Source organism: Streptomyces spiroverticillatus (assembly GCA_014650415.1).
GTDB classification, from domain to species: domain Bacteria; phylum Actinomycetota; class Actinomycetes; order Streptomycetales; family Streptomycetaceae; genus Streptomyces; species Streptomyces spiroverticillatus.
The window spans coordinates 212887-234338 of sequence record BMUX01000004.1 but is presented as its reverse complement, the minus strand read 5'-3'; the positions used below and the strand labels follow the sequence as shown (position 1 = coordinate 234338).

Annotated in this window: 22 protein-coding genes and 1 pseudogene; 6 read left to right on the top strand and 17 right to left on the bottom strand. The window is 71.6% G+C overall.

Annotated features, from left to right (window positions below):
• Positions 1-20: 20 nt before the first annotated feature.
• From IE269_RS12580 to IE269_RS43085, 8 genes are all read right to left on the bottom strand, one after another.
• Positions 21-1139, bottom strand: coding sequence for an aliphatic sulfonate ABC transporter substrate-binding protein (locus IE269_RS12580; protein WP_189822959.1), 1119 nt, complete (start codon positions 1137-1139; stop codon positions 21-23).
• A gap of 195 nt (positions 1140-1334) precedes the next feature.
• Positions 1335-2666, bottom strand: coding sequence for a sulfate adenylyltransferase subunit 1 (locus tag IE269_RS12575; RefSeq protein ID WP_189822958.1), 1332 nt, complete (start codon positions 2664-2666; stop codon positions 1335-1337).
• 2 nt (positions 2667-2668) lie between these two features.
• Positions 2669-3607: a sulfate adenylyltransferase subunit CysD gene (gene cysD / locus IE269_RS12570; protein ID WP_189822957.1), complete on the bottom strand. Its 939-nt coding sequence runs from the start codon at positions 3605-3607 to the stop codon at positions 2669-2671.
• Positions 3604-4137 (bottom strand): adenylyl-sulfate kinase, encoded by a 534-nt coding sequence (cysC, locus tag IE269_RS12565; RefSeq protein WP_229897658.1) that lies wholly within the window; start codon positions 4135-4137, stop codon positions 3604-3606. Before cysC ends, cysD begins: the two co-directional genes overlap by 4 nt.
• 23 nt (positions 4138-4160) lie before the next feature.
• Positions 4161-4874 carry a phosphoadenylyl-sulfate reductase gene (locus tag IE269_RS12560; protein WP_189822955.1) on the bottom strand — a complete coding sequence of 238 codons (714 nt, stop codon included), beginning with the start codon at positions 4872-4874 and terminating at the stop codon, positions 4161-4163.
• The gene (locus tag IE269_RS12555; protein WP_189822954.1) at positions 4871-5053 is read right to left on the bottom strand and encodes an IS1 family transposase; all 183 of its coding nucleotides are present in this window, start codon (positions 5051-5053) and stop codon (positions 4871-4873) included. Before IE269_RS12555 ends, IE269_RS12560 begins: the two co-directional genes overlap by 4 nt.
• The gene (locus IE269_RS12550) at positions 5050-6756 is read right to left on the bottom strand and encodes a nitrite/sulfite reductase (RefSeq protein ID WP_189822953.1); all 1707 of its coding nucleotides are present in this window, start codon (positions 6754-6756) and stop codon (positions 5050-5052) included. Before IE269_RS12550 ends, IE269_RS12555 begins: the two co-directional genes overlap by 4 nt.
• Before the next feature lie 148 nt (positions 6757-6904).
• Positions 6905-6988 carry a putative leader peptide gene (locus IE269_RS43085; RefSeq protein WP_318299652.1) on the bottom strand — a complete coding sequence of 28 codons (84 nt, stop codon included), beginning with the start codon at positions 6986-6988 and terminating at the stop codon, positions 6905-6907.
• 159 nt (positions 6989-7147) lie between these two features.
• Between IE269_RS43085 and IE269_RS12545 the strand changes: the two genes are divergently transcribed.
• Positions 7148-7396, top strand: a complete 249-nt coding sequence (locus tag IE269_RS12545; RefSeq protein ID WP_189822952.1) for a hypothetical protein — start codon at positions 7148-7150, stop codon at positions 7394-7396.
• Positions 7397-7402: 6 nt separating this feature from the next.
• Here the strand turns inward: IE269_RS12545 and IE269_RS12540 are convergent, their stop codons facing one another.
• Positions 7403-7981 (bottom strand): GNAT family N-acetyltransferase, encoded by a 579-nt coding sequence (locus IE269_RS12540; RefSeq protein WP_189822951.1) that lies wholly within the window; start codon positions 7979-7981, stop codon positions 7403-7405.
• Positions 7982-8090: 109 nt separating this feature from the next.
• Positions 8091-9725, bottom strand: coding sequence for an acyl-CoA dehydrogenase family protein (locus tag IE269_RS12535; protein ID WP_189822950.1), 1635 nt, complete (start codon positions 9723-9725; stop codon positions 8091-8093).
• Between the two features lie 17 nt (positions 9726-9742).
• Between IE269_RS12535 and IE269_RS12530 the strand changes: the two genes are divergently transcribed.
• Entirely contained in the window at positions 9743-10957 is a 1215-nt protein-coding gene (locus IE269_RS12530) for a YihY/virulence factor BrkB family protein (protein ID WP_189822949.1), read from the top strand.
• On the opposite strand, the pseudogene IE269_RS43765 reads toward IE269_RS12530, so the two are convergent.
• Both IE269_RS43765 and IE269_RS12520 read right to left on the bottom strand, forming a co-directional pair.
• A pseudogene (locus IE269_RS43765) lies at positions 10905-11141 on the bottom strand (hypothetical protein); the annotation flags it as partial. The gene IE269_RS12530 and the pseudogene IE269_RS43765 overlap by 53 nt on opposite strands.
• A gap of 121 nt (positions 11142-11262) precedes the next feature.
• On the bottom strand, positions 11263-11655 hold the full coding sequence (locus IE269_RS12520) for a CU044_2847 family protein (protein ID WP_189822948.1): 393 nt from the start codon (positions 11653-11655) through the stop codon (positions 11263-11265).
• A 128-nt stretch (positions 11656-11783) separates the two neighbouring features.
• Between IE269_RS12520 and IE269_RS12515 the strand changes: the two genes are divergently transcribed.
• Positions 11784-12566, top strand: coding sequence for a helix-turn-helix transcriptional regulator (locus tag IE269_RS12515; protein WP_189822947.1), 783 nt, complete (start codon positions 11784-11786; stop codon positions 12564-12566).
• Here the strand turns inward: IE269_RS12515 and IE269_RS12510 are convergent.
• Positions 12503-12898 (bottom strand): VOC family protein, encoded by a 396-nt coding sequence (locus IE269_RS12510; protein ID WP_189822946.1) that lies wholly within the window; start codon positions 12896-12898, stop codon positions 12503-12505. The genes IE269_RS12515 and IE269_RS12510 overlap by 64 nt on opposite strands.
• A 491-nt stretch (positions 12899-13389) precedes the next feature.
• Here IE269_RS12510 and IE269_RS12505 point away from each other — a divergent pair, with 491 nt between their 5' ends.
• Positions 13390-14385: an NAD-dependent epimerase/dehydratase family protein gene (locus IE269_RS12505; protein WP_189822945.1), complete on the top strand. Its 996-nt coding sequence runs from the start codon at positions 13390-13392 to the stop codon at positions 14383-14385.
• Between the two features lie 26 nt (positions 14386-14411).
• On the opposite strand, the gene IE269_RS12500 is transcribed toward IE269_RS12505, so the two are convergent.
• A complete protein-coding gene (locus IE269_RS12500) occupies positions 14412-15074 on the bottom strand; it encodes a phosphotransferase family protein (protein ID WP_189822944.1) in 663 nt (220 codons plus the stop codon).
• A gap of 108 nt (positions 15075-15182) precedes the next feature.
• On the opposite strand from IE269_RS12500, the gene IE269_RS12495 reads away from it, so the two are divergent.
• Positions 15183-16181, top strand: a complete 999-nt coding sequence (locus IE269_RS12495) for an ABC transporter substrate-binding protein (RefSeq protein ID WP_189822943.1) — start codon at positions 15183-15185, stop codon at positions 16179-16181.
• Between the two features lie 58 nt (positions 16182-16239).
• Here the strand turns inward: IE269_RS12495 and IE269_RS12490 are convergent, their stop codons facing one another.
• The 3 genes from IE269_RS12490 to fhuB all read right to left on the bottom strand — a co-directional run bounded on the left by IE269_RS12490 (position 16240) and on the right by fhuB (position 20467).
• A complete protein-coding gene (locus IE269_RS12490; protein ID WP_189822942.1) occupies positions 16240-16884 on the bottom strand; it encodes an SAM-dependent methyltransferase in 645 nt (214 codons plus the stop codon).
• A 105-nt stretch (positions 16885-16989) separates the two neighbouring features.
• Positions 16990-18213, bottom strand: a complete 1224-nt coding sequence (gene fes, locus IE269_RS12485) for an enterochelin esterase (protein WP_189822941.1) — start codon at positions 18211-18213, stop codon at positions 16990-16992.
• A gap of 43 nt (positions 18214-18256) precedes the next feature.
• A complete protein-coding gene (gene fhuB, locus IE269_RS12480) occupies positions 18257-20467 on the bottom strand; it encodes a Fe(3+)-hydroxamate ABC transporter permease FhuB (RefSeq protein WP_189822940.1) in 2211 nt (736 codons plus the stop codon).
• A 98-nt stretch (positions 20468-20565) separates the two neighbouring features.
• On the opposite strand from fhuB, the gene IE269_RS12475 reads away from it, so the two are divergent.
• On the top strand, positions 20566-21393 hold the full coding sequence (locus IE269_RS12475; RefSeq protein WP_189822939.1) for a 2,3-dihydro-2,3-dihydroxybenzoate dehydrogenase: 828 nt from the start codon (positions 20566-20568) through the stop codon (positions 21391-21393).
• Positions 21394-21452: the final 59 nt, after the last annotated feature.

The window sequence follows — 21452 nt, the reverse complement described above, 5'->3', positions numbered from 1 at the left end:
GAACTGCGGTACGGACAGGGTTACTTGACGCCGAGCCCGGCGTCGGAGACCTCGGGCTTGCCCGCGGCCTTGAGGACCTTGTTCAGCGGCCGCAGGTCGTAGATGCCGTCCAGCAGCGGGTCCTTGAGCAGGCCCGCCTTCACCGCGTGCTGGGCCTCGTCGCGCAGGGTGGAGGCCAGCGGGTCGTCGATCACGTCGACGTTCTTGAACGCTTGGTCGAGGATGTTCGCGGGCAGTTCCTTGCCGGAGTCCTGCTTGAGCCGGGCGTTGATGCTCGCCTTCGCCTTGTCGGGGTTGGCCTTGATCCACACGTTGGTGTTGACCGAGCCGCGCAGCACCGCCTCGACGACCTCCGGGTGCTCCTTCAGGAAGTCCTGGCGGACGATGATGTTCGTGATGACGAACTTGTCGTCCTTCCACAGCTTCTTCTCGTCCAGCAGCACTTTGCCGCCCGCGTCCACCAGCCGTGCGGCGGTCGGCTCCGGCACCCAGGCCCCGTCGATGGCACCGGACTTGAAGGAGTTCGGGATCTCCTTGTTGTCCTGGCGGACCACGGTCACGTCACCCTTGCCGGTGTTCGCGTCGACCTTGTGGCCCTTCTCCGACAGGTAGTTCAGGAGCGCCACGTCCTGGGTGTTGCCCAGCTGCGGTGTGGCGATGCGCTTGCCCTTGAGATCGTCCAGGGACTTGATCTTCTTGTCGTTCACGACCAGCGAGACACCGCCGGAGGCGGAGCCGCCGATGATGCGCAGGTTCTGGCCCTTGGACTTGGTGAAGCCGTTGATGGAGGGGGAGGGGCCGATCCAGCCGATGTCGATGGCCTTCGCGTTCAGCGCCTCGATCTCGGAGGGGCCCGCGTTGAAGACCTGGGTCTTCACCTTCGTACCGGCCAACTCCTTCTGGAACAGGCCCTCCTGAAGACCCGCCAGGGCGGTGGCGTGCGTGACGTTGGCGAAGTAGCCGATCTTCACCTCGTCGAGGCCGCCGATCTTCTCGCCCTTGGCGGCGGGCGCGGCCTTGCCCGGGTCGTCCTTCTTGGCCTCGGAGCCGTAGCCGCAGGCGCCGAGCGCGGCGATCAGCAGGGGCAGCGCGGCGGCCGCGGCCAGGGAACGGCGCAGGGTGGTGCGGGAGGCAGTCATGGTGATGGGTCCTCGGGTCTTCGTCTGTGCATGCGCACGGGCATGCGGAGAGAGGTGCGGAAGGGCTCACGGAAGGCGGCGGGGGTGTACGTCATCGCGCACATCGCCCGACCCCGCCCTGCCCGCTGCCGAGGGTGCCGCTGCCCACTCGGCCGCCTTCCTTCGCGAACGTAGCGTAGACGTCGACCATGGTCATCAGAAGTCCCAACCCTCTTCGTCGGCAACCGTGTTCACGGTCGCGGTGGAGGCGAAGGAGCGGCCCGCCATGCCTGCGGCGAGCGTCGTCCCGTCCGCCGGGTCGATCAGCAGGAAGGAGCCGGTGCGCCGCGAGTCCGCGTACGCGTCGAGCGCGAGCGGCTCGGCCGTCCGTACGACGACCCGCCCGATGTCGTTGGCGACGAGCTGCCCGGGGGTCGGGTGCTGGGAGAGGTCGTCCAGCGTGAGCCGGGACGGGATCTCCTTCACGATCGCCTTGACGGTGCGCGTAGTGTGCTTGAGCAGGACCCGCTGCCCGACCGAGAGCGGCCGGTCGGCGACGTGGCACACGGTCGCCTCGACGTCCTGCGTCGGCTCGGGGGCGTCCGTGCTCGGGGCGATCAGGTCGCCGCGCGAGACGTCGATGTCGTCGGCGAGGCGCAGCGTCACCGACTGCGGCGCCCACGCGATGTCCACGGCCTCGCCGAGCGCGTCGATGCCCTCGATGGTGGAGGTGCGACCCGACGGCAGTACGGTCACCTGCTCGCCGACCCGGAACGCCCCGGCCGCGATCTGACCGGCATACCCCCGGTAGTCGGGGTGCTCGGCGGACTGCGGGCGGATCACGTACTGGACCGGGAAGCGCGCGTGGCAGGCGGTCAGGTCGTGGGCGACCGGCACCGTCTCCAGGTGCTCCAGGACGGTCGGCCCGCCGTACCAGTCCATGTGCGCGGACGGCTCGACCACGTTGTCCCCGGCGAGCGCCGAGATCGGGATCGCGGTGATCTCCGGGACACCCAACTCGCTCGCGTACGCGGTGAATTCCTCCGCGATGGCGGCGAAGACGGGCTCCGCGTAGTCGACGAGGTCCATCTTGTTCACGGCCAGCACCACGTGCGGCACCCGCAGCAGCGCGGCCACCGCGGCGTGCCGGCGGGTCTGCTCGACGACACCGTTGCGGGCGTCGACCAGGACCACGGCCAGCTCGGCCGTGGACGCGCCGGTCACCATGTTCCGGGTGTACTGCACGTGCCCCGGTGTGTCGGCCAGGATGAACCGGCGGCGCGCGGTCGCGAAGTAGCGGTACGCCACGTCGATGGTGATGCCCTGCTCGCGCTCGGCCCGCAGCCCGTCGGTCAGCAGCGCCAGGTCCGGCGTCTCCTGACCCCGGTTGCGGGACGCGTGCTCGACGGCCTCCAGCTGATCGGTCAGCACCGACTTCGAGTCGTGCAGCAGCCGTCCGACCAGGGTGGACTTGCCGTCGTCGACGGACCCGGCGGTCGCGAAGCGAAGAAGGGTGGTGGTGCTCAACTGCTCTGCCACAGTGGTCATTTCTAGAAGTACCCTTCGCGCTTGCGGTCTTCCATCGCGGCCTCGGACATCTTGTCGTCGGCGCGGGTCGCACCCCGCTCGGTGAGCCGGGAGGCGGCGATCTCGGCGATGACGGCGTCCAGCGTGGTCGCGTCCGAGTCGACGGCACCGGTGCAGGACATGTCGCCGACGGTGCGGTAGCGGATCAGCCGCGTCTGTACCGGCTCGGACTCCTTGGGGCCGCCCCACTCGCCGGCGGTCAGCCACATGCCGTTGCGGGCGAAGACCTCGCGCTCGTGCGCGTAGTAGATCTCCGGGAGCTCGATCTTCTCGCGGGCGATGTACTGCCATACGTCCAGCTCGGTCCAGTTGGACAGCGGGAAGACCCGGACGTGCTCGCCGGGCGCGTGCCGGCCGTTGTAGAGCTGCCACAGCTCGGGGCGCTGGCGGCGCGGGTCCCACTGCGAGAATTCGTCGCGCAGCGAGAACACCCGCTCCTTGGCGCGCGCCTTCTCCTCGTCGCGGCGGCCGCCGCCGAAGACCGCGTCGAAGCGTTCCGCCTGGATCTTCTCGGTCAGCGGCAGCGTCTGGAGCGGGTTGCGCGTCCCGTCGGGCCGCTCACGCAGCACACCGCGGTCGATGTACTCCTGTACGGAGGCCACGTGCAGCCGCAGCCCGTGCCGCGCGACGGCGCGGTCCCGGTACTCCAGCACCTCGGGGAAGTTGTGCCCGGTGTCGACGTGCAGCAGCGAGAAGGGGATCGCCGCCGGGGCGAAGGCCTTCAGCGCCAGGTGCAGCATGACGATGGAGTCCTTGCCGCCGGAGAAGAGGATCACCGGCCGCTCGAACTCGCCCGCGACCTCGCGGAAGATGTGCACCGCCTCCGACTCCAGGGAGTCGAGGTGGCTGAGCGCGAAGGAGCCGTCGACGCCCTCGCTGCTGGTGGTGGCGGCGGTCGTCATGCCAGACCCCTCTCGGTGAGCAGCGCGAGCAGCGCCGCCGCGGACTCGTCGACGGACTGCGTGTGCGACTCGATGCGCAGATCCGGGTCGGCCGGCGCCTCGTACGGGTCGTCCACGCCGGTCAGCCCGGATATCTCCCCGGCCGCCTGCTTGGCGTACAGGCCCTTCACATCGCGTACGGAGCACACCTCGACCGGCGTCGCCACGTGCACCTCCAGGTAGGCGGTGCCCTCCGACTGGTGCCGCTTGCGGACGGCCTCGCGGCTGTCGGCGTACGGGGCGATGACCGGTGCGAGCGCCAACACGCCGTTACGGGCCAGGAGTTCGGCGACGTAACCGATCCGCTGCACATTGGTGTGCCGGTCCTCGCGGCTGAAGCCCAGCCCGGCCGAGAGGAACTCGCGGATCTCGTCGCCGTCCAGCACTTGGACCTTGCGGCCCCGGGCGCGCAGCTTCTCGGCGAGCGCGTACGCGATGGTGGTCTTGCCCGCGCTGGGCAGGCCGGTGAGCCAGACGGTGGCTCCGGTCATCTCGGGGTTCTCCTGACTGTTCGTCATCCGTGCAGCCCGCATTCGGTCTTGCCGCGCCCGGCCCAGCGGCCGGCGCGGGCGTCCTCGCCCTCCAGCACCCTGCGCGTGCACGGCGCGCAGCCGACGGACGCGTAACCGTCCATCAGGAGCGGGTTGGTGAGAACGCCGTGCTCGACCACGTACGCGTCCACGTCGTCCTGCGTCCAGCGGGCGATCGGGGAGACCTTGACCTTGCGGCGCTTCTCGTCCCAGCCGACGACCGGGGTGTTCGCCCGGGTCGGGGACTCGTCGCGGCGCAGGCCGGTCGCCCACGCGTCGTACGCACCCAGGCCGTCCTCCAGGGGCTTGACCTTGCGGAGCGCGCAGCACAGGTCGGGGTCGCGGTCGTGCAGTTTCGGCCCGTACTCGGCGTCCTGCTCGGCGACGGTCTGCCGGGGGGTGAGCGTGATGACGTTGACGTCCATCACCGCGTCCACGGCGTCGCGGGTGCCGATGGTCTCCTCGAAGTGGTAGCCGGTGTCGAGGAAGACGACGTCGACGCCGGGGTGTGCACGGGACGCGAGGTGGGCGACGACCGCGTCCTCCATGGAGGAGGTCACGCAGAAGCGGCTGCCGAAGGTGGCGGTCGCCCACTTCAGGATGTCGAGCGGGGAGGCGTCCTCGAGGTCGCGTCCGGCCTGCTCGGCCAGCGCGCGCAGCTCTTCCTGCGACCTCACGTCTTCCTGAACGACTGTCATATCCCCTCCCCTTCCGTCGAGTTGGTCGTGGTGACACCCCGGGCCAGCAGCCCCAGGTACTTCAGCTGAAAGGCCCGGTTGCAGGAGTGGCACTCCCAGGCCCCGTGGCCGGTCTCGTTGGGCCGCAGGTCCTCGTCGCCGCAGTACGGGCAGTGGAAGGGGGCCGCGCGCTCGCTCACGACAGGTCCCCGTCCGCCGCACGCGTCGCCCAGGTCGCGAAGCGCTCGCCGTCCTCGCGCTGCTCCTGGAAGCGGGTCAGGACACGCTCCACGTAGTCGGGCAGCTCGGCGGCGGTGACCTTCAGGCCGCGGACCTTGCGTCCGAACCCGGCCTCCAGGCCGAGCGCGCCGCCCAGGTGCACCTGGTAGCCCTCGACCTGGTTGCCGTCGGCGTCCAGGACCAGCTGGCCCTTGAGGCCGATGTCGGCGACCTGGATGCGGGCGCAGGCGTTGGGGCAGCCGTTGATGTTGATGGTGAGCGGCTCGTCGAACTCCGGGATGCGGCGCTCCAGTTCGTCGATCAGCGAGGCGCCGCGCGCCTTCGTCTCGACGATCGCCAGCTTGCAGAACTCGATGCCGGTGCAGGCCATCGTGCCCCGCCGGAACGGCGACGGCGTCACCTTCAGGTCCAGCGACTCCAGCCCCGCCACCAGCGACTCGACCTGCTCCTCGGCGACGTCGAGCACGATCATCTTCTGCTCGGCGGTGGTGCGCAGCCGCCCGGAGCCGTGCGTCTCCGCCAGCTCGGCGATCTTCGTCAGCGTGGAGCCGTCGACCCGGCCGACGCGCGGGGCGAAGCCCACGTAGAAGCGCCCGTCCTTCTGCCGGTGCACGCCGAGGTGGTCGCGCCAGGTGCCCTTGGGCTGCTGCGGGGCGGGCCCGTCGATGAGCTTGCGCTTCAGGTACTCGTCCTCCAGGACCTGCCGGAACTTCTCCGGGCCCCAGTCCGCGACCAGGAACTTCAGGCGGGCGCGGTTGCGCAGCCGCCGGTAGCCGTAGTCGCGGAAGATGCCGATGACGCCGCCGTACACGTCCGGCACGTCCTCCAGGGAGACCCAAGTCCCCAGCCGCACACCGAGCTTGGGGTTGGTGGAGAGCCCGCCGCCGACCCACAGGTCGAAGCCGGGGCCGTGCTCGGGGTGCTCGACGCCGACGAACGCGATGTCGTTGATCTCGTGCGCCACGTCCAGCTGCGGCGAACCGGAGATCGCCGACTTGAACTTGCGCGGCAGGTTGGAGAAGTCCGGGTTGCCGATGAAGCGGCGGTAGATCTCGTCGATGGCGGGCGTGCCGTCGATGATCTCGTCGACCGCGATGCCCGCGACGGGCGAGCCGAGGATGACGCGCGGGGTGTCGCCGCACGCCTCGGTCGTCGACAGCCCCACGGCCTCCAGGCGGCGCCAGATCTCCGGCACGTCCTCGATGCGGATCCAGTGGTACTGGACGTTCTGCCGGTCGGTCAGGTCGGCGGTGCCCCGGGCGAACTCCTGCGAGATCTCGCCGATGACGCGCAGCTGCTCGGTGGTCAGCCGGCCGCCGTCGATGCGCACGCGCAGCATGAAGAACTCGTCGTCCAGCTCCTCCGGCTCCAGGATCGCGGTCTTGCCGCCGTCGATCCCGGGCTTGCGCTGCGTGTACAGCCCCCACCAACGCATGCGTCCCCGCAGGTCGTTGGGGTCGATGGAGTCGAAACCGCGCTTGGAGTAGATCGTCTCAATACGTGTCCGTACGTTGAGACCGTCGTCGTCCTTCTTGAACTGCTCGTTGCCGTTGAGCGGCGTGTGATGCCCAACGGCCCACTGGCCTTCGCCGCGGTGGCGTCCGGCCTTGCGGCGGGCGGTGACGGCAGCACCCGCTGCGGGCTTCTCTGGGGTGGCAGACATGGCGGTACGTCCTTCGGGCATGCAGGGGGACTGCGGGCAGGCGGCTCTGACCTGCACACTCGCGCAGAAACGGCGCGGGGGTGCGCAGACATGCGGGGAGCGGGTGCGCGGAAAACCTGAAAAGGGGGAGTGCGGCAGTGCTGGGCTGTCAGCAGGCCGGACAGATGGCGCTGGACATGCGGCCGAGGTCGACGTGACGCCGACTGATCAAGGCAACTCCAGCTGTAGACATGACGGAAGCGTGGCACGGGGATCTCGGGCCAGTCCACCACTATCCATCATGTGGACCACTTCGTCTCACATGACGAAACGCTGTGTCCTGGGTCACTCCGGATCGCAGGTCCGGTCATATCCTGCTGTACCAGCACATGCGCACAATCCGGGGGCGCTCATGGCGGGCCTGCGGGGGCAGTTGCAGTCCTGGCTGCTGGTCGGCGGCGGGATCGTCCTGGCCGTGATCGGCATGAAGCTGAAAGACACGCTGAAGAAGGCCGTCGACCGCATCTCGGCCGCGCTCTACGGACGGCTGGCGGGCAGCTCCCTGCTGGCCAGGACGGCCCTGCGGCGCTACACCCGGCGGACCCGTGAGCACCGGACCTCGCTGCGCCGCCTCGTGGCCGATCTGGCAGCCCTCGACTAGCCCCGGTCAGGCCTGCGGAAACGCCCCCGGCCAAGGCCCTGGATTCGCCACCTCCGGCTCCGCCTCCACCGTCGTGTCGAAGAGCCGGAAGCCGCGCCGCTCGTAGTTCGCCATCGCGTGCGGGCCGTCCTTGGAGCAGGTGTGCAGCCACACCCGCTTCGTCGGCGTCCGGTCCGGGTGCCGCTCGGCGAGGTCCCAGGCGCGTTCGATCCCGTACGAGAGGAGGTGACCGCCGATCCGCCGGCCCCGGAACGCCGGGATCAGCCCGAAGTAGACGATCTCCACCGCGCCCTCGTCCTGCGCCTCCAGCTCGACGTACCCGGCAGGCGTGCCCCTGTCGTACGCGACCCACGTCTCGACCTCGGGCCGGTCCACGGCGCGCCGCCACTGCTCGTACGACCACGGCAGCCGGTCCGTCCAGCGGATGTCGCCGCCCACGGCGGTGTACAGGAAGCGGCTGAATTCGGGGGAGGGGACCTCGGCCCGGACGATCCGCAGGTCGTCGCCCGGCGGGGGCGGGACCGGGCTCAGATCGTCCGGGGAGGTCTGTTCGAGGGACCAGGTGGTGACGTCGATGGTGCTCATGACGTCAGAGAATCACGCCCCGCGCGTGCCGCAGAAGCGGGGGCTGTGATTCCGGCCGCGCGCCCGGACCGGCGGGCTACGCTTCCGGCCGCCTGCCCGGACCGGCGGGCTACGCCTCCGGCCGCGCCCGCTCCACCACCGCCCCCAGGTCCAGGCTGCTCGGCAACGTACCGAAGGCGGAGCCCCAGTCGCCGCCCAGCCGCGAGGCGCAGAACGCATCCGCGACCTCCGACGGCGCCCACCGCACCAGCAGCGACCCCTGGAGGACGAGGGCCATCCGCTCCACGAGACGGCGTGCCCGCCCCTCGATACCGTCCAGGTCCGCGAGCTCGGTGAGCAGGTTCTTGATCGCGCCGTCCAGGCGGTGATCGGCGCCGCGCGCCTGCCCCACCTCCGTCAGGAAGGCGTTCAGCGCCATCGGCTCCCGCTGGAGCGCCCGCAGCACGTCCAGCGCCTGGACGTTGCCCGACCCCTCCCAGATGGAGTTCAGCGGCGACTCGCGCAGCAGGCGCGGCATGCCCGAGTCCTCGACGTACCCGTTGCCGCCCAGGCACTCTAGGGCCTCCGCCGCGACCGGCGTGCACCGCTTGGTCACCCAGTACTTCGCCGCCGGGACGGCGAGCCGCAGCAGCGCCCGGTCCTGCTCGGTGTCGCTGTCGTACGCGGCTGCCAGGCGCAGCGCCAGGGTCGTCGCCGCCTCCGACTCCAGGTGCAGGTCCGCCAGGACGTTGCGCATCAGCGGCTTGTCGATCAGCTCCCCGCCAAAGGCACGGCGGTACGCGGCGTGATGGGTGGCCTGTGCGACCGCCTGCCGCATCAGCGCCGCCGAGCCGATCACGCAGTCCAGCCGGGTCGCCGCGACCATCCCGATGATGGTGCGCACCCCGCGCCCCTCCTCGCCGACCAGCCGCCCCCACGTCCCGTCGAACTCGACCTCGCTCGACGCGTTCGACTTGTTGCCGAGCTTGTCCTTGAGGCGCTGGATGCGGAAGGTGTTGCGCGTCCCGTCCTCCAGCACGCGCGGTACGAGGAAGCAGCTCAGCCCGCCCGGCGCCTGCGCCAGCACCAGGAACCCGTCGGACATCGGGGCGGAGCAGAACCACTTGTGCCCGGTGAGCGCGTACTCGCCGTCGACACCCGTCGGCAGCGCCTGGGTCGTGTTCGCCCGTACGTCGCTGCCGCCCTGCTTCTCGGTCATGCCCATGCCGAACAGGGCGCCCGGCTTCTGCGCGGCGGGCAGCAGCTCCTGCCCGTACACCGACGACGTGAGCCTCGGCTCCCACACGGCCGCCAGCGCCGGATCCGCCCGCAGCGCCGGCACGGCGGCGTGCGTCATCGACACCGGACAGCCGTGTCCGCCCTCCGCCTGCGTCCACACCAGGAACCCGGCGGCCCGCCGCACGTGCCCGTTCGGGCGACCCCAGGCGTTCGTCAACCCGGACGACACGGCGTGCCCGAGGAGGCGGTGCCAGGACGGGTGGAAGGCGACCTCGTCGATCCGGTTGCCGTACCGGTCGTGGGTGTGCAGGGTCGGCGGATTCTCGTTCGCCAGCGCCCCCCACTCCTGGACCTGCGCGGATCCGGCGGCCTGCCCGAGCGCGGTCAGTTCCTCCCGTACGCCGTCGAGGAGAGCGGGCTCGACATGCCGCTCGACCGCCTCCGCGAGCGCGCGGTCTTCGCCGTAGACGTCGTACCCCACCAGGGGCGGGGCCTGATTGGTCACTGTGTGGGTGGTGGCTGCCATGCGGATACGGTAAGGAGGTGCAGGCAGCAAAAGAAACACCCGAACGGCCGCGGAAACACCGCAAGGAGAACCGGCTCCACCGCGCTCGGGTCCTCTACCGGAACGTGTCGAAGCGGAAGCTGGCCTGGCAGCTCCTGAAGGACACCGTCAATTCCTGCGTCGAATACCGCATCCTCGGCCTCGCCGCCGAAGCCGCCTTCTTCACGCTGCTGTCCCTGCCGCCGCTCCTCCTCGGCCTGATCGGTCTGCTCGGCTACATCGACGACTGGACGGCGACGGAGACCGTCCAGTCCATCGAGCGCAACATCCTCAACGCCTCGCAGGCGGTCCTGTCGGACCGGGGCGTCAACGAATTCGCCAAGCCGCTCCTCGAGGACGTGACGAGGGAGGGCCGCCCGGACGTCATCTCGATCGGCTTCGCCATCGCCCTGTGGTCGGGCTCGCGGGCCGTCAACGTCTTCATCGACACGATCACGGTCATGTACGGGCTGGACGGGCACCGGGGCATCGTCAAGACCCGGCTGCTGGCCTTCCTGCTGTACGTCGTCGCGCTGCTCATCGGCGCGGTGGTGCTGCCGCTGATGGTGGTGGGCCCAGACCGGGTGGTGGAGCTGGTGCCGTTCGGGACCGAGGTCATCTCCGTCCTGTACTGGCCGCTGGTGATAGTGCTGTCGGTCGTCTTCCTGACCACGCTGTACCACGTGTCCGTGCCGGTGCGGTCGCCCTGGGTGGAGGACGTGCCCGGGTCGCTGATAGCGCTGGGGATGTGGGTGCTGGGCAGCTTCCTGCTCCGTATCTACGTGACGAGCACCGTCGAGGGCGGCACGATCTACGGCTCGCTGGCCGCGCCGATCGCCGTGCTGCTGTGGATCGGGGTCTCGGCCTTCGCCGTGCTGGTGGGCGCCGCCGTCAACGCGGCCATCGACCGGGTGTGGCCGTCCGTCGCCACCGCCGCCGCTCGCGCCGACAACGACCGGCTGCGGACCGCTCAGGCCGCGGCGGTGATAGCGCGGGCACGCGCGGCCGAGCTGGAGGCGCAGGCGGGCTGGGTCCGGGACGACGAGGAGGACGAGCTGTACGGGGACGATGGCGAGGGCCAGTGGACGGGGGCCAACCCGGACATGCCGTCGGAGTTCCCGGAGCGGTGGTCGCGGTTCTTGCCGCCGGACGATGTGAAGGGGCGGCTGCATGCGCAGCGGGAGAGGGCGGGGGAGAAGGAGCGGGGGGAGTAAGAGCGGGGAGCAGGTCCGGGGGCGTCGGGGTCAGGGCGCGTTCTCCGTCCAGCTCCAGCAGTGCCACGTCGCCCGCGTCCAGACGGTGGCCCGACCAGGGCCCCCGCTCGACCACCGTCGCCCCGCCGGGCGGCAGCGAACGGCTGCCGGGGAAGGCCAGTTCGACGCGCTCCAGCCCGTGCACGACATGGGCGCAGGTCACCACGTGCCGGTCGGAGACCAGGAAGCCGGAGCCCTCCGGGGTGCCCCGGCGGTCGACGCGCACGTGCCAGGCGGGGGAGGTGTTGGTGCTCACCGGGGTCTGCTCACTGTGCGGGGGCGCCCGGAGCGGGGACGACACCGGGGGCTGCCGGGGGTGCGGCCGCCGCCGCGTCCGGGGCCACCACCTTCGAGCCCCACGCCAGCTTGACCGTGATGTGCCCCTCCATCGAGGTCTTCGCGATCACCGCCCCCGCCTCGCCCGTCAGCTTCACGCCGAACTCCAGCTCCACCCCGTCCGGGCTGAGCGCCCCGCCCCGGAACGTCCGCAGCGCGGACTCGGCCGCCGTGCGGATGCCCTCCAGGGCGTCGTTGAAGCTGCGGCCCGCGTCCAGCAGGTTGTCGCGGCGCGAGACCAGCGTCGCCCCGCGCGGCGCGTGGTCGATCTCGACGACCACGTTCCCGCCGTCCTCCGTCTTGAACTGCATCAGTTCGCTCACAACGTCCCCCGCGATCACGTGAGTTGTGCGGCACCAGGTGAACCGCATTCTCCCCGAGGGTGGGTACGAGTGCCAGCGGATCGGCCCGACGGGCGGCCGGGCACAGGGGTGCGACGTAGCCTGGAGGCATGCCGGGCACCTACCGCGAGCGCCCGTCCCTGCTGGACGGCGCGGTCCTCTGGCGGCGCGAAGCCGACCCCGCCCCCGCACCCGACGCGGCGGCGTACCCGGTGCTGCCCGACGGCTGCATGGACCTGGTTCTGCTCGACGGGCGGCTGATCGTCGCGGGGCCCGACACCCGCGCCCACGGCACCTCCGACAGCCCCGGCGGCCGGTTCGCCGGAATCCGCTTCGCGCCAGGGACGGGGGCCGCCTTCCTCGGCGTACCCGCGCACGCCCTGCGTGACCTGCGGGTTCCGCTCGACGAGGTGTGGGCGAAGGGTGTGGCGCGGGAGGCGTCCGGGCGTATCGCCGAGGCGGCGGACCCGCTCCTGGCGCTGGAGGAGTTCGCCCTGCGCAGGGCCGCCGACGCCGGGCCGTGGGACCCGGTGATCAGGGCGGTCGCCGCCGGGCTCGAAGCGGGGGCCACCGTCGGTGCGGCCGCCGATGCCGTCGGCCTCGGCGCCCGGCAGTTGCACCGCCGCTCGCTGGACGCCTTCGGGTACGGGCCCAAGACGCTCGCCCGGGTGCTGCGGCTCCAGCGGGCGCTGGGACTCGTACGGGAAGGAACGCCGTTCGCGGAGGCGGCGTACCGGTCGGGGTGCGCGGACCAGGCCCATCTGGCCCGTGAGGCGCGGGAGTTGGCGGGGATGACGCTGCGCGCCTATACGGCGCTGATGGCAGCGCGTTATGCGAGGTCGTCGGCGAAGATCGACACCCCGAGTCCGTCCGGGTCGAGCACGACGGCGTAACGCTGGCCCCACTCCGCGTTCCACGGCTTCATGCTGCCCGTGTACCCGGCGGCGACCAGGCCGTCGTACGTGGCGTCGACGTCGGCGGCGTCGTCGCAGCGGAACGCGAGACCGATCCGGTCGCCGCCCTCGGGCTTCTTCCAGTCGGGGTCGATGGAACGCATCACGTCCTCGGTGTCCCACAGGAGGCGCAGACCGCCGGGCAGCGGGGCCTCCACGTGCGGCAGGGAGGCGGCGTCGTCGGGCACCGGGACGCCGAGGAGACGGTAGAAGGCGAGGGAGGCGGCCAGGTCGGCCGTGACGAGGCTGATGGAATCGAATCGCGGAGTCATGGGGGAAACGTATCCCGGCCGCCGGACCCGGATCTTGAAGAATTCGGACGCACCCGGGGCGTGCTTCGGGCCGGCCCCGGGTGCGCCTGGGGGCCGGTTCCGCAGCCGTCTCGGGGCGGCTTGGGCGCCCGTCCCGGACCCGGTGCCGCTCCCGGACCCCGCCTCGGACCCCGTCCCGGACCCGGACGCCGTCCCGGACCCGGACCCTGCCTCGGACCCGGATCCCGCCCCGGACCCGGATCCCGTCCCGGACCCGGACCCCGTCCCGGACCCGGACCCTGCCTCGGACCCGGATCCCGCCTCGGACCCCGCCTCGGACCCCGTCCCGGACCCGGACCCTGCCTCGGTCCCGGATCCCGCCGCGGACCCGGACCCCGCCTCGGTCCCGGACCCCGTCCCCGATTCGGTCGCGGATTCGGGAACTCCCGTTCCGCTGTGGGCGCAGGGCCCGTACGGGGTCCCGTCGCCGCGGGCGGGGCATCATCGGCCGCATGAAGCTACTGATACTCGGCGGCACCGAATTCGTCGGACGTGCCGTCACTGAGGAAGCCCTCGACCGGGGTTGGGACGTCTCCGTCTTCCACCGGGGGACCCACGCCCCGCCGCCCGGCGTCACCGCCCTGCACGGCGACCGGCTCGGCGGGCTCGCCGCGCTTGCCGACGCCGTGCGCGGCGGGGCTTCGTGGGACGTCGTCCTCGATACGTGGTCGGGGGCGCCCTCCGCGGTCCGCGAGGCGGCACAACTGCTCGCCGGGCACGCGGGCCGGTACGTGTACGTGTCCTCCCGCTCCGTGTACGCCGACCCCGTTCCGCCGCACCAGGGCGAGGACGGGGCGCTGGTCGAGCCCGGCGACGAGGGGTACGCGCACGTCAAGCGAGGCGGGGAACTGGCCGCCGTCGAGGCGTTCGGCGACGAGCGCAGCCTGCTGGTGCGGGCCGGGCTGATCCTGGGCCCCGGCGAGAACATCGGCCGCCTGCCGTGGTGGCTGAACCGCATCGCCCGGGGCGGCCCGGTGCTGGCCCCCGGCCCCCACGACCTGCCTCTCCAGTACGTGGACGCGCGGGACATGGCGGTGTGGATGCTCGACGCGGCCGAGCGGGGGCTGTCCGGGCCGTACCAGCTGGTGTCGCCCGAGGGGCACACCACGATGGGGGAGCTGCTGGAGGCCTGCGTACGGGCGACGGGTGCGGAGGGGGTGGAACTGCGGTGGGCGGAGCCGGAGTTGATCCTCGCCCATGGCGTCACGCCGTGGACGGACCTGCCGGTGTGGGTGCCGCCGGGCGAGGACCACGACGCGATCCACCGCGCCGACGTCTCCCGGGCGGTCGCCGCCGGGCTGCGGTGCCGGCCGGTCGCGGAGACCGTCGCCGACACCTGGGCGTGGCTCGGCACGCTCGGCGGGGTGGCCCCGCAGCGTCCCGACCGGCCCGTGGTCGGGCTCGACCCGGACGTCGAGGCGAAGGTGCTTGCGGCACTGGGAGGTTGACGACCGTAGACGGAGAAGGGGCGGAGTCACTCCGTCCAGTTCTCGGTGTCGATGAGCAGGCCCACCCGGTGCGGCTGGAAGTCGACGAGTTCGCGGCACCTGGCGGTCATCGCCCGGTGCCGCACCTCCCAGTCGGGACGCTCGCCGTACGCGTCGAAGAATCCCTCCAACGCGGGTACCCACTGCGGGTGATGGGTGCGGACGATCCACTCGCACCAGGCCAGGTCCTCCACCGGGTCGCCCGCGTGCGCCCACTCCCAGTCGAGGAGTCCAAAGAGGTGGGAGCCGTCGTCGGAGAGCAGCATGTTGTTCGGCCCGAAGTCCCCGTGCACCAGCACCGCGCCGGGCCGCGCCCGGGGGAACACCTCGACGGCGTCCACCGAGTGCACCGCGCGCAACGCGTCGCCGCAGGTCTGGAGCACGGACTCGGCCCAGCCCGCCTCGATCAGGTCCTGGCCGTGGACGCCCTCCAGGAACGTCATGCTGAGGCTCTCCCCGGTGCAGCCGATCAGCTGAGGCACCGGCAGGACCGCCCCGAGGGTCTCCAGACCGCACAGCGCGGCGGCCTCCCGCTCCATCCGGCGCTGGGCGTCCCGGCCCTTGTAGGTCTTGGTGACGACACCGGCGTGATGGGTGGTGTGGTTGGTGTGTCCGTGCGGCAGCAGTTCCATGGGGTCAGCTTTGCTCATCGGGGAGGGCGTACGGGTTTTCGGATCGGAGGCGGGCAGCGGGTTGACGTTGGGTAAGGTAAGCCTTGCCTTATCGTGATCTTCCTTGAGTCGAGCCCGGAGTCCTCCATGACCGTGTCCGTCCGTTCCCGCGCGACCGCGCCCGTCGCCCGACGCGCGACGGGAGCCTTCGCGGCCCTCACCGCGGCCGCCCTGCTGGTCACCGGATGCGGGGCGGACGACGCGAAGTCCGGCGACGCGGGGAAGCCCGCCGCGGGCGGGACCGACTTCCGTACCGTCAAGGACGCGACCGGCAGGGCGGTCCAGGTACCGGCGCAGCCGAAGCGGATCGTCACCCTCACGCAGGAGGACCTCGACGCCGTACTGGCGCTGGGCATCAAGCCGGTGGGCATCACGAACGGGCAGGGCCTGAGCGAACCGCCCGCCTACCTCAAGGACAAGGTCCAGGGGATCAGCGTGGTCGGCAATCTGCTCCAGCCCGTCATGGACAAGGTCATCCAGGCCAAGCCGGACCTGATCCTCGCCGGTGACATGCAGGACGAGCAAGTGCTCAAGCAGTTGCGGGAGATCACCCCCGCGACGCTGGTGACGATGGCCCCGACCGACGACTGGAAGCTGTCGCTGCGGGGCGTCGGCAACGCGGTCAACAAGCTGGCGGACGCCAACAAGGTCATCGGGGAGTACGAGGCCGGGGCCAAGGCCGCGGGCGAGAAGCTCGGGAAGAACAAGGGTGCCGAGGTCTCCATCGTGCGCTGGAACCCCGAGGGGCCGAGCTGGATGGAGCGCAAGCAGTTCGCCAGTGGGGTCGCACTGGACATGGGGCTGAAGCGGCCCAAGGTGCAGGACAAGGAGGGCAACGCGCACACGCCCGCGCTGAGCCTGGAGAAGATCTCCGAGATCGACGGTCGGTGGCTGTTCCTGTCGACGCTGACGTCGGACGGGGAGAAGGCCCTGATGGATGTTCAGGCGAAACCCGCCTACAAGGAGTTGGGCGCGGTGAAGGCCGGGCATGTGGTCGGCGTCAACGGGTCGGTGTGGTCGACGCGGGGCGGGCCGTTGGCCGCGCAGGTGGTCCGGGAGGACATCACGAAGGCCCTCACGAAGTAGTCCCTGGAACCCATGGGGGGGTGGGGCGGCTTCCTTGAGGCCGCCCCACCCCCGCCCGTCAGCGGCGGCGGATCAGGACCGTCGAGTCCGTGCGGGTCGCCTCCACGCCCTCCGGGGTCAGCTGCTTGCGGTCGTGCTCCGCGCAGATCAGGACCTCCCAGGCACCCTCCTCCAGGCGCAGCGACTCCACCACCTCCTGCGGCGACGGCAGGTGCACCTCCGGGTGCGGGTTCGGCTGCCAGGACGGCCAGCCCGAGTGGCCCTCGATGAGCAGGAGGCCGCCGGGGGCCACCGCCGAGGCCGCCCGGCGGAGGATCTCCTCGCGGGGCAGCTCCGTCGGCGAATGCAGGAACTGGCTGGAGACCAGGTCGAATTCACCCTCGGGGAAGGTCTTGCCGAGTTCGTGGCGCTGCCAGTCGATCCGGTCGGCCACACCCGCTTCCGCGGCGTGCTGCGCCGCCCGGTCCAGGGCCACCCGGGAGATGTCCGTGGCCGTCACCGTCCAGCCCCGCCCCGCCAGCCACACGGCGTCCGCGCCCTCGCCGCAGCCCAGGTCCAGGGCCCGGCCCGGGGTGAGTCCGGCGGCTTCCCGGACCAGGACGACATTCGGGTTGCCGCTCCAGAAGCGGTCGTTCTCCGCGTACCGGCCGTCCCAGTATTCCGTCGAGTCGGTCGGGTCCAGCGTGTCGTCGACAGTCGTCATGAGTGTGCCTACCTCCGGCGAAGTGGGGTCGTTGCTCCGTGACGACAGCGTCCGTCCGACCCTGCACCTGCGGCAAAGGTTCTTGCGGGAACAGCAAATGCGGGGTCACTGAATACGGGGTCGGGCCAGGAGCTGCACGAGCCCGTCGGCCAGGCCGCCCCGCCAGCACGCGTAGTCGTGGCCGCCGGTGAATTCGGTGTAGGAGAGGTCGTGGCCGCCGGTGCGCAGGACGTCGCGCATGCGGCGGTTCTCCTCCAGGAGCATCCACTCCTGAGTGCCGGCCTCCAGGCGGAAGCGGACTCCGGGGCTGGGGTCCGCCCGGGCGAATTCTGCCGTCAGCCACTCGGCGCCCCGGGCCGCGTCCCCGTCCGGCCACCAGAAGGAGCCCGACTGCGCCAGGATCCGCCCGAACCGGTCCGGCCGCACCAGCCCCGCGTACGTTGCCGTCAGACCGCCCATGCTCTGGCCCGCGAGCACCGTGCGGGCCGGGTCGGCGGGGGTGCCGAAGCGTTCCGTCGCCCAGGGGAGGAGCGTGTCCGCCAGCCAGTCCACGAAGGGGGCGTGACAGGCCAGGTCCTGCATCCGGTTGCCCATCGTGTCGACGAACAGGGTTGCGGTGGGCGGGAGTCGGTTCTCCGCGTGGAGATTGTCGAGGGAGTCGGCGAAGTTCAGGACCGGGGCCCACATCTCGCCGTCCAGGAGGACCGCCACCGCCTGCGGGGGCGACGGGGGGAGGTGGACCGTCACCCGGCGGCCGTCCACCACCTCCTCCCGCAGTTCGCCCCGCGCCACCGCCTCCCGGTGCCGCACCCACGGCTGCGGGGGTGCGTCGGGGAGGGACAGGACGGAGGCCGGGTTGCGGGCGCTGCCCGAGGGGAGCGGCAGCGTCCGGTTGAGGGGATCGGGCACCGCCCGGTCCAGTACGGCGATCCAGGACCGGCGGTCCGTCCGTACCGTCTCCTCCCGCGACCCGTACGCCGGCGCGAACTGGTACGACGCCCGGAGGTCCGCACGCAGCCGGTGCGTGATCGCCCACACGTCCGTTCCCGGGATGCGGTCCATCAGGTGGGGCAGCAGGTTCCCGGCGTGCCGGTCCCGGTCGGTCACCGTGTGCAGCAGCGCCAGGACGTCGGTCGCCGGTCGCCGGACGTCGTCCCGCAGGACGAAGGTGACCAGGCGGTACGAGGGGTCGGGGTCCGGCTCCACGAGCGGGGTCCCGACGGATTGCGCGTACGTCCAGAAGTCCCGTTCCGCACCGGGCTTCTGGGCGCGTACGTCGTCGGACAGGGCGCGCAGAAGAGGGCTGAGCAGCACCGGGTGGCCTTTCATGTCAACAAGTTCGAGCACGGGATCACCGAGCTCGCGTACGGGATCACACACGCGTCGCGGCCGACCGGCCCAGCAGCACCCACAGCAGGAACGGACCGCCCAGCACCGTCGTCACCACGCCCACCGGGATCTCCGACCCCTCGAAGGCGATGCGTCCCACCGTGTCCGCCACCGTCACCAGCGCCGCCCCCACCAGCATCGAACCCAGCAGCGGCACCCGCAGCGGGCCGGACAGCCGGGAGGCGATCACCGGTGCCGCCAGCGCGACGAAGCCGACCGGGCCGCAGATGCCGACCGCGAGCCCGGCCAGTGCCACCGCCAGCAGCATGCACACCGCCCGCACCCGGGCCGGTGCCGCGCCCAGCGAGGAGGCGGTGGTGTCGTCGAACCGCAGCACGTCCAGGTGCCGGGCCACCGCGAGGGCGAGCGGCACCAGGGCCAGCAGCCCCAGCAGCACCGGGAGCGCCACCTCGTAACCGCGCCCGTTGAGGCTGCCTTGCGTCCAGACGTACAGCGAACTCGCCGAACCGAGCGAGCGGCGGGCCAGCACCACCTGGGTGACGGCGGAGGCGAGCGCCGACATGGCGAGGCCGACCACGAGGACCCGGTAGCCGCGTTGGCCGAGGCCGCCCGCGACCGTCGTCACGACGACCACCGCGACCAGCGCCCCGAGCGGGCCCGCCCACCAGGCCCCGAAGGTCCCGGCGGCGCTGAAGCTCACCGCGATCAGCACGGCGGCGGTCGCGCCGTCGTTGACGCCGAGCAGTTCGGGGGTGGCGAGGCGGTTGCGGGCCAGGGTCTGGGTGAGGCAGCCCGCGAGACCGAGGGCCGCGCCCGCCGCGAGTCCGGCGACGATGCGGCTCAGCCGGAACTTCTGGACGGCCAGGACGTCGAAGCGGTCGCCCTCGCCGAAGATCGCGCGGAAGGTGCGGACCACCCCCATGTCACTCTGTCCGGCCTGCGCCGACAGCACGACGGCGACGAGCAGCAGACCCGCCAGGACGAGGACGGCGAACAGTGCGCGCCGGACGACCAGGAGGGAGACCGGGCCCCTGCGCAGAAGCGTTTCGCCGCCCCAGAAGGTCCGGGTGCGGGCGGCCTTGACGGGCTTGGGCTCCTCCGTCGCCGGATCGGCCAGGCCGGTCGCCGCGAACTTCCTCGACCGTACGAGCGCGATCAGGACCGGCGCGCCGATCAGCGCCACGATCACCGACACCGGGGCCTCGAACGGGCGGGCCACCACGCGCGCCGCCACGTCCGCCGCCGTCAGCACGCCCGCGCCGATCAGCCCCGCGCACAGAAGCCGCGCGGGCAGCCGGTTCCCGGCGAGCGAGCGGGCGACGAAGCCCGCGAGCAGTCCGAGGAAAGAGATGGGCCCGGCCAGAGCGACGGCCGACGCGGTGAGGAGCGTCACGCCGACCGCCACGACGGTACGGATCACCGGCGGCCGGTGGCCGAGACCGCGCGCCATGTCGTCGCCCAAAGCCAGCGCGGAGAGCGGGCGGGCGACGAGCAGGGCGACCAGGAAACCGGTCAGCAGGACGGGGGAGAGGCGGCCCAGTTCGCCGAAGCCCTCGACGCCCGCGAGCGAGCCCAGCACCCAGTTGCGGAACCGGTCGTACGCCTCCGCCGAGTTCACGACGATCACGCTGGTCGCGCCCCCGAAGGTGGAGCCGAGCGCGGCCCCCGCGAGCACCAGCCGCATCGGTGAACCGCCGCCCCTGCGGCCCGCGATGAGCAGGACGAGACCACTGGCCAGCACCGCGCCCGCGAACGCGCACACCAGATAGGCGTGTCCGGAGTCCAGCCCCAGCAGCGCGATCCCCGTGACCACACCGAACGACGCACCCGCGTTGACCCCGAGCAGACCGGTCTCGGCCAGCGGATTGCGGGTGACGGCCTGGAGCAGACAGCCCGCGACGCCCAGCGCCGCACCGACGAGCAGCGCGGTCAGGGTGCGGGGCAGGCGCAGGTCGCCGACGACGAGGGCCAGGCGGGCGTCCGTGCGGGCGCCGTTGTGGCCGAGTACGTAGTCGAGTACGCCCAGGGCGCCGACCTCGCCCGCGCCGATGCAGAGGGAGAGGGCGGCGAGGAGGAGCAGGGCCAGGGTCAGGGCGGGCAGGAGGAGCGGGAGCCGGTTCCGGTTCACTCCACCGCTGTCCGGTGTGCCCGATATGCCCACCCGGGCCTTTTCGGCCGGGAGTTGGTCGGAGGTGGCGGATACCTCGGTGGTGTCCGCACGCGGGGCAATCATAAGGTGAGGCTAGCCTAAGTTTTGCGGGACCCCCGGTGTTGTCGATCTTCATCGTGCGTTAGGTTAGGCTCACCTAACAAAACCCGGGAGGACTTTGCATGCCTGAGCACATACCGTCGCAATCACCGTCCGCACCGGGCGAGTTCGCGGGCCACGGCGAATTCGCCGGCCGGGTCGCGCTCGTCACCGGGGCGGGGCAGGGCATCGGTGAAGCGGTGGTGCGGGCCCTGGCAGCGCGCGGGGCGACCGTCGCCGCGACCGACCGGACCCCGGAGGGCGTCGAGGCACTGGCGGCCGAACCGGGCGCCGGGAAGGTGGTGGCGTACCCGCTCGACGTCACCGACGCGGCGGCCGTGGACGCGGTCGTCGCCCGGGTCGAGGACGAACTCGGGCCGCTCGACCTGCTGGTGAACGTCGCCGGAATCCTCCGGATCTCCCCGGCCACCGAACTCACCGACCAGGACTGGGCCGACACCTTCGCCGTCAACACCACCGGCGTCTTCCACACCTCCCGGGCCGCCGCCGCCCGCATGGCGGAGCGCCGCAAGGGTTGCGTCGTCACCGTCGCCTCCAACGCCGCCGGGATACCCCGCACCGGCATGGCCGCCTACGCGGCGTCCAAGGCCGCCGCCGCCATGTTCACCAAGTGCCTGGGCCTCGAAGTCGCCCGCAGTGGTGTGCGGTGCAACGTCGTCGCACCCGGCTCCACCGACACGCCCATGCTGCGCGGCATGGGGGAGGGGCGGGTCGACGCCGAACGCTCCCTGATCGACGGCGACTTGGCCTCGTACAAGAACGGCATACCGCTCGGGAGGATCGCCCAGCCCGAGGACATCGCGGACGCTGTGCTCTTCCTGGCGTCCGACCGGGCACGCCACATCACCATGCAGGACATCTACGTCGACGGCGGCGCGACCCTGCGCTGATCGTCCCCCTTCCCCTTCCGGATACGCCTTCTCTGGCTCCGCCCCCACATCCTCACGAG

Bases quoted from the DNA above. Each gene is read 5' to 3' on its own strand.
- IE269_RS12505 (WP_189822945.1), top strand. From the start codon at position 13,390: ATGAAGCTACTGATACTCGGCGGCACCGAATTCGTCGGACGTGCCGTC.
- IE269_RS12535 (WP_189822950.1), bottom strand. From the start codon at position 9,725: ATGGCAGCCACCACCCACACAGTGACCAATCAGGCCCCGCCCCTGGTG.
- IE269_RS12490 (WP_189822942.1), bottom strand. From the start codon at position 16,884: ATGACGACTGTCGACGACACGCTGGACCCGACCGACTCGACGGAATAC.
- IE269_RS12580 (WP_189822959.1), bottom strand. From the start codon at position 1,139: ATGACTGCCTCCCGCACCACCCTGCGCCGTTCCCTGGCCGCGGCCGCC.
- IE269_RS12510 (WP_189822946.1), bottom strand. From the start codon at position 12,898: ATGACTCCGCGATTCGATTCCATCAGCCTCGTCACGGCCGACCTGGCC.
- IE269_RS43085 (WP_318299652.1), bottom strand. From the start codon at position 6,988: ATGTCTACAGCTGGAGTTGCCTTGATCAGTCGGCGTCACGTCGACCTC.
- cysC (WP_229897658.1), bottom strand. From the start codon at position 4,137: ATGACCGGAGCCACCGTCTGGCTCACCGGCCTGCCCAGCGCGGGCAAG.
- cysD (WP_189822957.1), bottom strand. From the start codon at position 3,607: ATGACGACCGCCGCCACCACCAGCAGCGAGGGCGTCGACGGCTCCTTC.
- fes (WP_189822941.1), bottom strand. From the start codon at position 18,213: ATGAAAGGCCACCCGGTGCTGCTCAGCCCTCTTCTGCGCGCCCTGTCC.
- IE269_RS12575 (WP_189822958.1), bottom strand. From the start codon at position 2,666: ATGACCACTGTGGCAGAGCAGTTGAGCACCACCACCCTTCTTCGCTTC.
- IE269_RS12540 (WP_189822951.1), bottom strand. From the start codon at position 7,981: ATGAGCACCATCGACGTCACCACCTGGTCCCTCGAACAGACCTCCCCG.
- IE269_RS12475 (WP_189822939.1), top strand. From the start codon at position 20,566: ATGCCTGAGCACATACCGTCGCAATCACCGTCCGCACCGGGCGAGTTC.
- IE269_RS12515 (WP_189822947.1), top strand. From the start codon at position 11,784: ATGCCGGGCACCTACCGCGAGCGCCCGTCCCTGCTGGACGGCGCGGTC.
- IE269_RS12560 (WP_189822955.1), bottom strand. From the start codon at position 4,874: ATGACAGTCGTTCAGGAAGACGTGAGGTCGCAGGAAGAGCTGCGCGCG.
- IE269_RS12500 (WP_189822944.1), bottom strand. From the start codon at position 15,074: ATGAGCAAAGCTGACCCCATGGAACTGCTGCCGCACGGACACACCAAC.
- fhuB (WP_189822940.1), bottom strand. From the start codon at position 20,467: ATGATTGCCCCGCGTGCGGACACCACCGAGGTATCCGCCACCTCCGAC.
- IE269_RS12545 (WP_189822952.1), top strand. From the start codon at position 7,148: ATGGCGGGCCTGCGGGGGCAGTTGCAGTCCTGGCTGCTGGTCGGCGGC.
- IE269_RS12495 (WP_189822943.1), top strand. From the start codon at position 15,183: ATGACCGTGTCCGTCCGTTCCCGCGCGACCGCGCCCGTCGCCCGACGC.
- IE269_RS12550 (WP_189822953.1), bottom strand. From the start codon at position 6,756: ATGTCTGCCACCCCAGAGAAGCCCGCAGCGGGTGCTGCCGTCACCGCC.